This window comes from Streptomyces sp. NBC_01463 (genome assembly GCA_036227345.1).
GTDB lineage: Bacteria > Actinomycetota > Actinomycetes > Streptomycetales > Streptomycetaceae > Streptomyces.
Window position 1 is genome coordinate 5,703,683 of sequence record CP109468.1, and the last position, 12,488, is coordinate 5,716,170.

9 protein-coding genes and 1 tRNA gene are annotated in these 12,488 nt (G+C 69.8%); 7 read left to right on the plus strand and 3 right to left on the minus strand.

What is annotated here, in order from left to right:
* Positions 1–37 precede the first annotated feature (37 nt).
* From OG521_25300 to OG521_25325, 6 genes are all read left to right on the plus strand, one after another.
* Positions 38–1,099, plus strand: coding sequence for a 2-aminoethylphosphonate ABC transporter substrate-binding protein (locus OG521_25300; GenBank protein ID WUW23905.1), 1,062 nt, complete (start codon positions 38–40; stop codon positions 1,097–1,099).
* A gap of 163 nt (positions 1,100–1,262) precedes the next feature.
* Entirely contained in the window at positions 1,263–2,750 is a 1,488-nt protein-coding gene (locus OG521_25305) for an alkaline phosphatase family protein (GenBank protein ID WUW26795.1), read from the plus strand.
* A 101-nt stretch (positions 2,751–2,851) separates the two neighbouring features.
* Positions 2,852–3,640, plus strand: coding sequence for an HAD-IIA family hydrolase (locus OG521_25310; protein WUW23906.1), 789 nt, complete (start codon positions 2,852–2,854; stop codon positions 3,638–3,640).
* 122 nt (positions 3,641–3,762) lie between these two features.
* Positions 3,763–4,323 (plus strand): hypothetical protein, encoded by a 561-nt coding sequence (locus OG521_25315; protein ID WUW23907.1) that lies wholly within the window; start codon positions 3,763–3,765, stop codon positions 4,321–4,323.
* A 1-nt stretch (position 4,324) separates the two neighbouring features.
* Positions 4,325–5,071: a class F sortase gene (locus OG521_25320; protein ID WUW23908.1), complete on the plus strand. Its 747-nt coding sequence runs from the start codon at positions 4,325–4,327 to the stop codon at positions 5,069–5,071.
* Positions 5,072–5,423: 352 nt separating this feature from the next.
* Positions 5,424–6,458 carry a glycoside hydrolase family 6 protein gene (locus OG521_25325; protein ID WUW23909.1) on the plus strand — a complete coding sequence of 345 codons (1,035 nt, stop codon included), beginning with the start codon at positions 5,424–5,426 and terminating at the stop codon, positions 6,456–6,458.
* 23 nt (positions 6,459–6,481) lie between these two features.
* Here the strand turns inward: OG521_25325 and OG521_25330 are convergent, their stop codons facing one another.
* The 3 genes from OG521_25330 to OG521_25340 form a co-directional block, all read right to left on the minus strand.
* The gene (locus tag OG521_25330; GenBank protein ID WUW23910.1) at positions 6,482–8,416 is read right to left on the minus strand and encodes a DUF1929 domain-containing protein; all 1,935 of its coding nucleotides are present in this window, start codon (positions 8,414–8,416) and stop codon (positions 6,482–6,484) included.
* Positions 8,413–10,326 (minus strand): glycosyltransferase, encoded by a 1,914-nt coding sequence (locus OG521_25335; protein ID WUW23911.1) that lies wholly within the window; start codon positions 10,324–10,326, stop codon positions 8,413–8,415. The genes OG521_25330 and OG521_25335 overlap by 4 nt, the downstream gene beginning before the upstream one ends.
* 559 nt (positions 10,327–10,885) lie before the next feature.
* Positions 10,886–10,959 (minus strand) — tRNA-Lys (locus OG521_25340).
* Between the two features lie 184 nt (positions 10,960–11,143).
* On the opposite strand from OG521_25340, the gene OG521_25345 reads away from it, so the two are divergent.
* On the plus strand, positions 11,144–12,481 hold the full coding sequence (locus OG521_25345; protein WUW23912.1) for a peptidoglycan-binding protein: 1,338 nt from the start codon (positions 11,144–11,146) through the stop codon (positions 12,479–12,481).
* Positions 12,482–12,488: the final 7 nt, after the last annotated feature.

Genomic DNA, 12,488 nt, shown 5'->3' on the forward strand with positions numbered 1-12,488 from the left:
CCCCGCACCGACCCGTTCCCCAGGAGATACGACTGCCATGCGCAAGAACCACCTCAAGACCGTAGCCGCCGTCACCGGCGCGCTCGCCCTCGCCACCACGCTCTCCGCCTGCGGCGGCTCGTCGGCCGCGTCCGACGCGAAGGTCGTCACCGTCTACAGCGCCGACGGCCTCAAGGGCGAGAACGGCGACGGCTGGTACGACAAGGTCTTCAAGGACTTCGAGAAGAAGACCGGCATCAAGGTCGAGTACGTGGAGGGCGGCTCCGGCGAGATGGTGCAGCGCGCCGTCCGCGAGAAGACCAACACCCAGGCCGACGTGCTGGTCACCCTCCCGCCCTTCATCCAGCAGGCCGACTCCAAGGGTCTCCTCCAGGCGTACGAGCCCGCCGGCTCCGACCAGGTGGAGAGCGCCGACAAGGCGCCCGACGGGAAGTGGACCTCGGTCGTCAACAACTACTTCGGCTTCGTCTACAACAAGAAGGAGCTGACCACCCCGCCCGCCACCTGGGAGCAGCTGCTCGACGGGACGTACAAGGAGAAGGTCCAGTACTCCACCCCGGGCGTCGCGGGCGACGGCACGGCCGTGCTCATCAAGGCCATGCACGACTTCGGCGGCAAGGAGCCGGCGATGGCGTACCTGAAGAAGCTCCAGACCAACAACGTCGGCCCTTCCGCCTCCACCGGCAAGCTCGCCCCCAAGGTCGACAAGGGCGAACTCCTCGCCGCCAACGGCGACGTCCAGATGAACTACGCCCAGTCCAAGGACATGCCGAACCTCGGCATCTGGTTCCCCGCCAGGTCCGGCGGCAAGCCCACCACCTTCGCCCTGCCGTACGCCGCCGGGCTGGTGACCAAGGCCCCGCACAGCGCCAACGGCAAGAAGCTGCTCGACTTCATGCTCGCCGAGCAGGCCCAGAAGGACGTCAGCGAGGTCGGCGGCGGATTCGCCGCCCGCAAGGACATCGAGGCGACCGACGCGAACGCCGCCGCGCTGACGAGGCTGATGACCGGGGTCGAGGTCTTCGAGCCGGACTGGTCGGACATCGGGACCAACCTCGACACGTACGTGGACGCGTGGAAGTCGGCCACCGGCAGCTGACCGTTGCCGGACCATTCACCGCAGGGGTCTGGACCTCCGGCGGATCATCGCGAAAAGATAACGGGTCTAGGCCCAAGTTCAACTCCGCACCGAAAGGTGGGGAGTTGAACGGGTCTTCCGAGTGCCCCCCACCACTCCGACGGAGAATCTCGTGACCTCAGGCATGTCCCGCCGCACACTCCTCATGAGCGCGGCCGCCCTCGCCGCCGCAGCGCCGCTCGCCGCCGCGGGCGTCGCCGGTGCGGCTTCCGCCCGTGTCCCCAAGGTCCTCGTCATCGGCCTGGACGGCGCCCTGATGAACAGAATCAAGGACGCGGACGCACCCCACCTCGACGCGCTGATGGCGGCCGGACTCACCTCCGTCAGCCCGCTCTACGCCGACCCGATGGCACCCACGCTGTCCGGCCCCGGCTGGGCCACGATCATCACCGGCGTCTGGCCCGACAAGCACCACGTCAAGGACAACGCGTTCACCGGCAACGCCTTCGCCCAGTACCCCGACTTCCTCACCCGGATCGAGACGGCGAAGCCCTCCCTCTCCACGTACGCGGTGGCCTCCTGGAACCCGGTCACCGACACGATCTTCTCCGCGAAGGTCGACACCCGGGTCTCCACCCCGGACGCCGAGTACGACACCGGCACCACGAGCAGGGCCGCCGCCGAACTGGCCGGCGGCAACCGTGACGCGGTCTTCGTCCACCTCGACAACGTCGACCACGCGGGGCACAGTTACGGCGCCGCGAGCTCCCAGTACCTGGACGCGATCCATGGCGTCGACACCCAGGTGGGCCAGTTGGTCGCGGCGGTGCGGGGCAGGTCCACGTACGGCTCCGAGGACTGGCTCATCATGATCACCGCCGACCACGGGCACACCGACGCCGGCGGCCACGGCGGCTCCAGCGCGGCCGAGCGGCAGACCTTCCTGATCGCGAGCGGCGGCTCCGTCACCGCGGGCTCCACCCGGTACGACATCAAGATGCCGGACGTCGCCGCCTCCGCCCTCGCGCACCTGGGCATAGCCATCGACCCGGCCTGGGGCCTCGACGGGCGGCCGCTCCAGCAGCCCACGCCCGACGCCTTCGACGCCCTGCGCCCGCAGTTGGCGACCCGCGTGGACGAGACGGGCACCGGGGCCGCGGTCGTCGGCTTCACCCACACCCCGCCCGCCGGATGGACCGTCGACAACAGCGCGATGGGCACCGGCGGCGTCACCGAATGGCGCGGCTGGGCCTTCACCACCGACGAGTTCTGGACCGCCGCCGAGCGCGGCCAGTGGCGCGAGACCAACGTCCGGGCCCGGAACGTCTTCGCGGTCGCCGACGGCGACGAATGGGTCGACAAGAGTTACACGGGCACCTTCGACTCCACTCTGGTCAGCCCCGCCTGGCCGGTCACGGGCGGCCGCACCGCCACGCTCTCCTACACCAGCCACTACCGGCAGGAGGCCCCGCAGAAGGGCGAGGTCCTCGTCTCCTACGACGGAGGGACGCCCGTCACGGTGAGGACGTACACCGCCGACACCGTCTCCAAGGCCGAATCGATCGGCCTCCAGGTGCCCGCCGGCGCCACCACCGCCCAGGTCCGGTTCCGGTACACCGGGGGCAACAACTGGTTCTGGGCGGTCGACGGTGTGCGGATCACGTCCGGCTGATCAGGAGCCGGGGCGGACCCTCTAAAATCGGGGGCGTCGGCGCTGCACAACGCGGTGCCGCCGGCGTCCCCGCACCTGGCGTACGGCAACTGGAGTCCCACATGGCAGAGCGCAAGCCGATCTCGTCCTGGCTCACCGACATGGACGGAGTCCTCATCCACGAGGGGACCCCGATCCCCGGCGCCGATGCCTTCATCAAGCGGCTGCGCGAATCCGGGCTGCCCTTCCTGGTCCTCACCAACAACTCGATCTACACCGCGCGCGACCTGCACGCCCGGCTGAACCGGATGGGCCTCGACGTGCCCGTCGAGAACATCTGGACGTCCGCGCTCGCCACCGCCCAGTTCCTGGACGACCAGCGCCCCGGCGGCACGGCGTACGTCATCGGCGAGGCCGGGCTCACCACCGCGCTGCACGACATCGGCTACGTCCTCACCGACCACGAGCCCGACTACGTGGTGCTCGGCGAGACGCGCACGTACTCGTTCGAGGCGCTCACCAAGGCGATCCGGCTGATCAACGGCGGTGCCCGCTTCATCTGCACCAACCCCGACGAGACCGGACCTTCCGCCGAGGGCCCGCTGCCCGCCACCGGGTCCGTCGCGGCCCTGATCACCAAGGCCACCGGCAAGGCGCCGTACTTCGCGGGCAAGCCCAACCCGCTGATGATGCGCACCGGGCTCAACGCGATCGGCGCCCACTCCGAGTCCAGCGCCATGATCGGCGACCGGATGGACACCGACGTGCTGGCCGGTCTGGAGGCGGGCATGCAGACCTTCCTGGTGCTCACCGGACTCACCACCGTGGCGGACATCGACAAGTACCCGTTCCGGCCGTCCACGGTCGTCGAATCCATCGCTGACCTGGTCGAACTCATCGACGTGGGCTGAGCCCGGACCCGGTGGGGGAGCGGCCGGGCGCGGCGGCCGCTCCCACTCCACCGGCCCAGTGCCCGGGCCCTGCGGATGCGGATCGGCCCGGTGCGCGTGAACCTGCCATAAGGAGGTTCACGATGCGTTCAATACCCCTCACGTTCTGTGCCGCCGCGGTGGCCGCGGCGACCCTGATGCCCGCTTCCGTCGCACTGGCCAATTCCGACTCGGACCACGAGGACTCACGGTCCCGGGCCACCCTCTCGGTCTCCCCGTCCTCCATCGCCCCGGGCGGTGAGGTCGACCTGGAGGTCGACGGCTGCAAGGGCAAGGAGGCCAAGGGGAACTCCGATGCGTTCGTCTCCGAGGCGCGCTTCTCGCCCGGCGGCGACCGCACGCTCTTCGCCGAGGCCCGGGTCCGCTCGGATGCCGAGCCCGGCGACTACGACGTCCAGGTGGTCTGCAAGGACGACAAGCGGACCAAGGTCTCCGCCGTCCTCACCGTCACCCACCGCAGCCGGCCCATGCCCGTCGCCCCGGTCCGGGCCGGCGGCGGAGGCACCGCCGTCCTCGCGGACCAGGCCGCCCAGCAGGACGGCCCCGGCACCGTCCACGCGGTGATCGGTCTCGCCCTGGCCGCCGTCGCGGCCGTCGCCGTCGCCTTCCGCAGCGTGCGACGCCGCCGCCCGGCCACCGACTGACATGTCCGCCTCGGACCACTCGGCGGGGCACGGCAGGCTGCTCACCGGAGTGGCCTGGGCCGTACTCCTGCTGGGTCTGTGGCTCTGGGGCCGCGGCATCACCGACGGCTCCGGCGCCGGCTCCGCCCCGACCACCGGCGACGTCGCCGCGGTCGGGCGGCCGCTGAGCGTACCCCTGCCCCCGCCCCACGACCCGATCGAGGGCGTCGCGCCGCGGAGCGTCGCGATCCCGTCGATAGGGATCCGGGCCCCCGTCGTCTCCCGGGGCCTGGACGAGGACGGGGCGATCACCCCGCCGTCCTTCGACACGCCCCAGACGGTCGGCTGGTACGGCAGCGGCACCCGGCCCGGCGCCGAGGGCCCCGCCCTCTTCGTCGGCCACGTCGACACCGAGACGAAACCGGCCGTCTTCTACGGGCTCAGCGCGGCCCGCCCCGGCGCCCGGGTCGAAGTGACCCGGACCGACGGCACCGTCGCCGAGTTCACCGTCGACGACGTCCAGGTCTTCACCCGTGCACGCTTCAACGCCCAGAAGGCGTACGGCCCCCGCAAGGACGGCCGGGCGGAGCTGCGGCTGATCACCTGCGGCGGCACCTACGACCGTGCGTCCCGCTCGTACACCGCGAACGTGGTCGTCTCCGCCTATCTCACCGGCGAGAAGTCCGCGGAGAAGGTGCGGGAGGAGGCACGGAAGAAGGACCAGGAGGAGGCGGGCGGGGAGGCCGCCGGCGCGCCGAGCGGCTCCTGACCCCTGCGGTACCCGGCCCGGCCGGCCGCCCGGTACGCCGGGCGCCGGCCGGGCCGGTCCTCGACCGCGGGGCGCGGGCCGCGGGAGTGGCCCGGCGCGGACACGGGAGGTCGGTGGCGTCCGGGTCCGCCGCACGCCCCACTGTAGGGGGTGCCAACTCCACTCACCCAACCCGCATCTGACGGAACGTCGATAACTGGTCACCCTCCGCGTGCGGACAGGTCGGACAGAGTGTGGTGAACCCGCCGTAACGGCTCGTCGACGATGTCGTGAGCGGCGGGGCCGGTCCCGGCCGCTGTGCCAGGATGGGCGGCGATGCGACACAGCGCCGCTGTCGCCCGAGGGGGAGTGGATGTACGGCAGCCACAACGGCCGGTTCGGTATGCGAGGGGTGGGCGTGGTCGCGGCAGGCGCCGCACTGCTGCTCGCGGGATGCACCTCGTCGGGCGACGGCGACGGCGGTTCCGGTGCCGGGAAGAACCCGGCGGCGATCGGCCAGCAGCCCAAGGGCACCGATCCGTACTGGGTCAATCCCGACGGGAACGCCGCCCGGCAGGTCGCCGACTACACCGAGGACGGCAACAAGAAGGACGCCGCCCTGATCCGCCGGATAGCCGGGCAGCCGGTCGGCGAGTGGATCGGCACGGACAATCCCGAGGCCGAGGCGAAGGGCTTCACCGAGGCCGCCGACAAGGCCGGCCGGGAGGCCCTGCTGGTCCTCTACAACATCCCGCACCGCGACTGCGGGCAGTTCTCCAAGGGCGGCGCCGCCGACGGCGACGCGTACCGCAGCTGGCTGGAGAGCGTCGCCAAGGGCATCGGCGACCGCGGTGCGACGGTGATCCTGGAGCCGGACGCGGTGCTGCACCTGGTCGACGGGTGCACACCGCAGGAGTTCCACGAGGAGCGCTACGACCTGCTCAAGGGTGCGGTGGAGCGGCTCAAGCAGCTGCCGGGCACCAAGGTCTACCTGGACGCGGGCAACGCGGGCTGGCACACCCCGGACGCCCTCTTCCAGCCGCTGCGGCAGGCCGGTCTCGACGCGGCCGACGGGTTCGCGGTCAACGTCTCCAACTTCCAGACCACCGCGGTCAGCAAGGACTTCGGCAAGCAGCTGTCGGCGAAGGTCGGCAACAAGCCGTTCGTGATCGACACCAGCCGCAACGGCAACGGCCCGTACACCGGCGGCGACCCCGCCCAGACCTGGTGCAACCCGCCGGGACGGGCCCTCGGCGAGACGCCGACGACGTCCACCGGCGACGAGCTGGTCGACGCCTACCTCTGGATCAAGCGCCCGGGCGAGTCCGACGGGGACTGCCGGGGCGGCCCGAAGGCGGGCGACTGGTGGCCGGAGTACGCGCTGGGGCTGGCCCGCAGCACCGGCTAGGGCCGGTGCCGCGGGCGGCGCGCCTACGGCACCTCCACCCATGTCCCCTCGGACGGTGTGCCCTTGTCGTCGGTGACGAACAGCATGTACCACCCGGACGGCACCAGCGCCCGGTTCGCCGGCACGGTCACCGAGATCCCGCCCTCGGTCTGCTTCAGGCCGAGGGCCACCGAGCGCTGGTCGGTGTCGGTGACATGGGTGACCGCGCTCGGCCGCATCAGCTTGGCGGACTTGATCGACGCTGCCTGGTTGGTGGTGAACACCGCCGTCCGACCGCGCTCGATCCTCTTCGGCCCGGCGGTCAGCTCGGGCTTCGAGTCTCGGTAGAGGTACGGCGGGGTGTAGATCTCGATGCGCTGCTCGAAGACACCGGGCCGGGTGTCGGCCTTGTCCGAGTAGAGCGAGTCGGATCCGAAGATCATGACCCGGCCGTCGGGCAGCAGCACGGACCCCGAGTGGTAGTTGCGCCCCACCGCCGGGTCGGCGACCCGCTGGTAGGTGTCGGACTTCGCGTCGTACAGCCGCGCCTGCAGCACGTCGGAGCCGCCGCGGCCGCGGTAGTCGTTGGAGCCGCCGGTGACCAGCAGGGAGTCGTCGGGCAGCAGGGAGGCGCTCGGGTAGCGGGTGCCCTCCTCCAGGGAGGCGCCGTCCTTGAACTCCGGGTCGGCGTCCTTGAGATCGACCAGCCGGGACTTCTCGCTCGACTTGTCGGACTCGCCGACCCCGCCGCCGCCGATCACCATGAACTTCTCGTCCTGCGCCGGAGGCAGCCGTACGGTCGCCGAGGTCTCCATCTTGTCCGGGTCGCTCAGGCCGGGGATCTTGGTGAACTTGTTCGTCGCCAGGTCCCAGACGCCGGGGGCGCGGCCCACCGTGGCGGGTCCGTAGCCCGCGTTCGAACCGGAGTAGAAGAGCTTCCCGTCGTCGAGCAGGAAGACCGCCGGATAGGTGGGGAACTTCCGGACGATGCCGGTGTACTCCCACTTCTTGGTCTCCGGGTCGTAGATCTCGTCCTTGCCGGGGACGATCTGCCCGATCTCGTCCAGGCCGGAGAGGGCGAGGACCTTGCCGTCCTTCAGCGTGGTGAGCGTCGGGTACCAGCGGGCCTCGTTCATCGGGTCGACGGTGATGTACTTCTCCGCGACCGGGTCGAACTCGAAGGCCTCCCGGATGCCCTGGAAGTCCTTCTTGTCGAGGGCCAGCTTCTGCGCGATGCCGTAGACGTTGCGGGTGTCCGAGCCGGACAGGCCCGCTATCCGGTAGTTGTCCTCGGCGCCCGTCTCGTACTTCGTGCCGGACTTCTGCGCCTCGACGTAGATCCGGCCGAGCCCGGGGTCGTTGCGCAGGAAGGCGCCGGTGTTCTTGTCGAAGACCTTCTTGGCCTTCTCCACCAGCACCGGGTCCTTGGTGACGAAGGTCTTGCCGTTGGCCTTGCCGGTGAACCGGGTGCCCGCCGGCAGCGTGACCGGCTTGTCCGGGTCCTCGTTGTGCACGATCATCAGGCCGCCGGCCTTGGTGACGTCACCCTTGAGCTTCTCGTACTGCTTGGTGCCGCCGGCTATGAGGAGCTTGCCGTCGGGCAGTTGGGTGTGGCCGGCGCAGAACATGTCCTTGGGCGTGGGGATGTTCTTGAAGGTGTTGGTCTTCGGGTCCCACAGCACCGACCGGAAGCTCTTCGCGTCGAAGTTCTTCTGGTTGTTGCCCGAGCCCGCGACGAGCAGCACCTTGCCGGTGTGCAGCAGCGCCGCGTGGATCGTGTTGATCCGGAACTCGGAGGGGATGTCCAGGAAGTCCCAGTGGCCGTTGGCCGCCTTGTACTCCGGCTGGTTGATCTTGTAATCGTGGTAGCGCTCGGTGCTGAAGCGGTACAGCCACGGCCCGTTCGCTCCCGCGAGCGCGAGAACCACCGCCGTACTGATCGCCATGCGGCGGGTACGGCGGCTCGGACGGTACTTCATGGTTTACGTCCCCCAAGGGCGATCTGCATGGTCTGTTCGTTGCCGGCCCAGTGCGGCTTGTCCTGCTGGGCGTGGGCCGGTGGCCCGCTCGGCGGTGGCGGGCCCGCACGGCGCTTCTTCTTCTCGGCCCGCATCGTGTACCGCCAGCCGAAGATCGGCGCCGCGGTGATCAGCAGTGCCAGCGCGGCCCAGGTGAGCATCGCCGGGTGGCTGTGGCCGAGGACGAAGGACGCCGCGATGGAGCCGGCGAAGACCAGGATGAAGAAGAGGTGGATGCGGAAGGTCCCGAAGAGGGTGTCGGGGCTGGAGGAGTCGCCCTTGGGCGTCACGACGAACGAGCTCTTGCGGCGCAGCACGGCGTCCATCAGGGAGCGTGCGTAGATCGGCGCGGAGAGCGCGGACATCATCATGCCGGCGAGACCGCCGGAGCCCTCGGGCTCGTGCGGCGAGACGTTGTGCCGGCGGTTCCAGATGTACAGGCCGATCTGGAGCGCCGAGGCGTTGCCGTACAGCATCATCCAGACGGTCGGGTCGATCTGCACACCCGAGGCGCCCATCCCGAGGAACAGTGCGCAACTGAGGGCCGCCAGGATCCAGTTCATGGCGGACATCGGATAGAAGATGATCATCATCGTGTAGTTGAAGAGCTTGCCCGCGGGCAGCGAGAAGAAGCCCTTCCAGTACTGCTTGAGGATCGTCTCGTACGTTCCGCGCGACCAGCGCAGCTGCTGGGTGAAGAAGTCCGTCCACGCGGTCGGGCCCTCGCCGACGGCCAGCACGTCCGGGGTGTACACCGAGCGCCACTTGCGGCCGGTGTGCGGATTGCGGGCGCGGTGCATCTCGAAGCCGGTCGCCATGTCCTCGGTGATCGAGTCGTACAGACCGCCGATCTGCTTGAGGGCCGAGATCCGCACCGCGTTGCTGGTGCCGACGAACATCGGGGCGCCGTAGCGGTTGCCCGCGCGCTGGATCAGCGCGTGGAAGAGGAACTGCTGCGACTCGGCGGCCTTGGTGACGAAGGTGTCGTAGTTGCCGTAGACCTGCGGGCCGATGACGAAGCCGACGTCCGGGTCGCGGAAGTAGCCGAGCATCCGCTCCAGGTAGTTGGGCATCGGGACATGGTCGGTGTCGACCGATGCGAAGAAGTCGTACGCGTCGCCGTGGGCTTCGAGCCAGGCGTTGTAGTTGCCGTGCTTGGTCTTCGCCCGGTGCGGGCCCTTGGCCTGGTTCCAGTGCGCCACGCCCTTGCGGGAGAAGTGGTGCACGCCCAGGCGCCGGCAGACCTCCTTCACCGCCGGGTCGTCGCCCTCGTCGAGCAGCCAGACGTGCATCAGCCCGCGGTGGCGGATGCGGACGGCGGCCTCCAGGGTCTTCGTCACCATCTCCAGGGGCTCCTTGCCCGGGACGAAGGAGGTGAGGAAGGCGACCCGGGTGCCGGTCTCCGGCACGACCGGGACCGGATCGCGCGCCACCAGCGTGGCGTGCGCGTTGGACAGGACGTTCAGGGTGCGGAAGAGCTCGATGAGACCGATCGACACCAGCATCACGATGTCGAGGATCAGCAGCGTGTCGTTCTTGAGGTTCGGGTCGCGCTGGGTCCAGTGCTCGGGCTGCATCAGCCAGGCGAAGAGACCGAGCGAGACGAGCGGCGCCGCCCCCAGCAGGAGTGCGGCGCGGATGCGGTGCGGCTCCTGGGAGAGGAGCGAGCGGTACTTCACGGTGTACGGCCTGGCCGGATCGGGCTGGGTCAGAGGCCCGGCGAGCCGGCTGTAGTGCTCGTAGTCGTACCGTGGCAGCGCTTTCTTCTGCCGCCGCCGGTGGCCCCCGGTGCGCAGCTGCGGGGGTATCCGAAGCTGTGTGGTCCGGGACGGGTCGTGGTCCTGCCGGGCGCCTGGCGGCGTCGACGTCATGGGTCATCCCCCTGCACGCAGGCGGGGCTGCGCGGTCGCTCGGTCGTTTCGTCCACCGCGTGTCCCCCTGGAACGCGGCCGACGGCTCAGTGGCGGGTCACCCTTCCTGAGACATGGAACGGTGCCCTTCCGGTTGCATGATGCCTGTTCGGCATTTGTTCGTGCACGAGGCCCCCACCCCGCCTTGCACACAACCGGAACTTCCCCCTCAAATGCCCCCAACTCTGCGGGTCTCCAGTCCGGTTGGCACTGACGGCCCCCAGACAGGTTGGCCGACCCCGGCCACGACCGCAAGGGTGAAACAGACTGTTAACCACTCATATGTGCGAAGTGGGAGGCTCTTGCGGAGAGGTGGTGCGGGGGCGTATGGAGAGTCTCTCGCGCCGCCCGGTGACCGTCGGGTGACTGTCCGCCAGAATCGGCGAGCTGTGCGTGGGCGAGACGTTTCCTGTGAGGCGGCTGTGTGTGAGCCGCGTCTCATGATGCACCTCGTGACGCGTCCGGTGTGCGGGAACGAACAAGGCCCCCTCACGCGTGGTGAGGGGGCCTTGACTCTGCGTGCGCCGCCAGGGACTCGAACCCCGGACCCGCTGATTAAGAGTCAGCTGCTCTAACCAACTGAGCTAGCGGCGCCTGCTGACCTGGAGAACTCTACCCGATTCCCGGCCGTGCTCCTGACCAATTACCTCCCTTCACGGCCTGTCGGATGGTCGTTTTTTCACTTCTGTCCGTCAAAATGCGATATGTCAGGAGAGTTGAGACACTGACGCCCGTGCAGATGCGCCCAAAGATCTTGACGAGTGCGGGAGGGAATCGCATGACTGTGCCGGCCTTCGAGGAGTACGTACCTGCCATTGACTGCACCTGTGCGGGGTGCGCCGTCCAACGGCGGACCGCCGCCGCCGGTCTGCCGACGCGCCACGGAGGACATCCGGCCGCGCACGGAGCCCGCCGCGCGATGGTGCTGGTCACCGCAGCGGGGGTGGTGCTCAGCGCCGGTCTCGCGGAGAGCGCGAGCGCGGCGGTCGACCCGGCCCCGGTGGCGGACCCGGGAGCCGCGGCGGACACCGGACCCGCGACGGACACGGCCGATCCGGGGACCGGACCGGACAGTCCGCAGGGCGGCCCGGGTCCGTTGCAGGGCGCCGGGGCCTCCGGCCCGCCGGCCTCCCAGACGGCCGCGCCCGCCCTGCGCAAGACCACCCGCGCCGACATCATCAACCGCGCGAAGAAGTGGGTCGCGGCCCAGGTCCCGTACAGCATGGAGAAGTACTGGTCGGACGGGTACCGCCAGGACTGCTCCGGCTATGTCTCGATGGCCTGGAACCTGGCCGGCAACGAGTGGACCGGCAGCCTCGCCACGTACGGGACGCGCATCGCCCGGGAGGACCTCCAGCCCGGCGACATCCTGCTCTTCCACAACCCGGCCGACCCTGCGAAGGGCTCGCACGTCACGATCTTCGGCGGCTGGACCGACTACACGCACACCCACTACACGGCGTACGAGCAGACGAAGCCGCACACCCGCAAGCAGACGACGCCCATGGCGTACTGGTCCAACTCGGGCAGCTATGTCGCCTACCGCTACAAGGGGCTGACGACCGGGACCGGTGGCAGCGGCTCGACGACGACGCCGTTCCCGGGCGCCGGGAAGTTCGGCGGCGGCGCGGACAACGCCTACGTCACCCAGCTCGGCAAGATGCTCGTCGGCCGGGGCGGCAAGCGCTTCTACAAGGTCGGGCCCGGCCCCGCCTGGAGCAGCGCCGACCGGCAGGCGACCCAGGCGTTCCAGAAGGCCCAGGGCTGGAAGGGCAAGGAGGCCGACGGCATCCCCGGCCCCGACACCTGGCGCCTGCTGGTGAACGGAACCGGCCACGACATCCCGGCGGCCGGCGGTTCGGGCGGCTCCACGGCTGTCCCGGCCTTTCCCGGGCGGAGCTATTTCCGGCCGGGTCAGTCCAACAGCCATGTCGACAAGCTCGGCAAACAGTTGGTGAAGAAGGGATACGGCAAGTACTACCTGTCGGGCCCCGGACCCCGGTGGACCGAGGCGGACCGGCGCAATGTCGAGGCCTTCCAGAAGGCACAGGGCTGGCGGGGCACGGAGGCCGACGGCTATCCGGGCCCGGAGACCTGGCGGCGACTCTTCGCGTGACACGACG

What these genes read in the sequence shown, in the direction of transcription:
- OG521_25300 (WUW23905.1), top strand. Translation starts at nt 38, where the DNA reads ATGCGCAAGAACCACCTCAAGACCGTAGCCGCCGTCACCGGCGCGCTC.
- OG521_25305 (WUW26795.1), top strand. Translation starts at nt 1,263, where the DNA reads ATGTCCCGCCGCACACTCCTCATGAGCGCGGCCGCCCTCGCCGCCGCA.
- OG521_25310 (WUW23906.1), top strand. Translation starts at nt 2,852, where the DNA reads ATGGCAGAGCGCAAGCCGATCTCGTCCTGGCTCACCGACATGGACGGA.
- OG521_25315 (WUW23907.1), top strand. Translation starts at nt 3,763, where the DNA reads ATGCGTTCAATACCCCTCACGTTCTGTGCCGCCGCGGTGGCCGCGGCG.
- OG521_25320 (WUW23908.1), top strand. Translation starts at nt 4,325, where the DNA reads ATGTCCGCCTCGGACCACTCGGCGGGGCACGGCAGGCTGCTCACCGGA.
- OG521_25325 (WUW23909.1), top strand. Translation starts at nt 5,424, where the DNA reads ATGTACGGCAGCCACAACGGCCGGTTCGGTATGCGAGGGGTGGGCGTG.
- OG521_25330 (WUW23910.1), bottom strand. Translation starts at nt 8,416, where the DNA reads ATGAAGTACCGTCCGAGCCGCCGTACCCGCCGCATGGCGATCAGTACG.
- OG521_25335 (WUW23911.1), bottom strand. Translation starts at nt 10,326, where the DNA reads ATGACGTCGACGCCGCCAGGCGCCCGGCAGGACCACGACCCGTCCCGG.
- OG521_25345 (WUW23912.1), top strand. Translation starts at nt 11,144, where the DNA reads ATGACTGTGCCGGCCTTCGAGGAGTACGTACCTGCCATTGACTGCACC.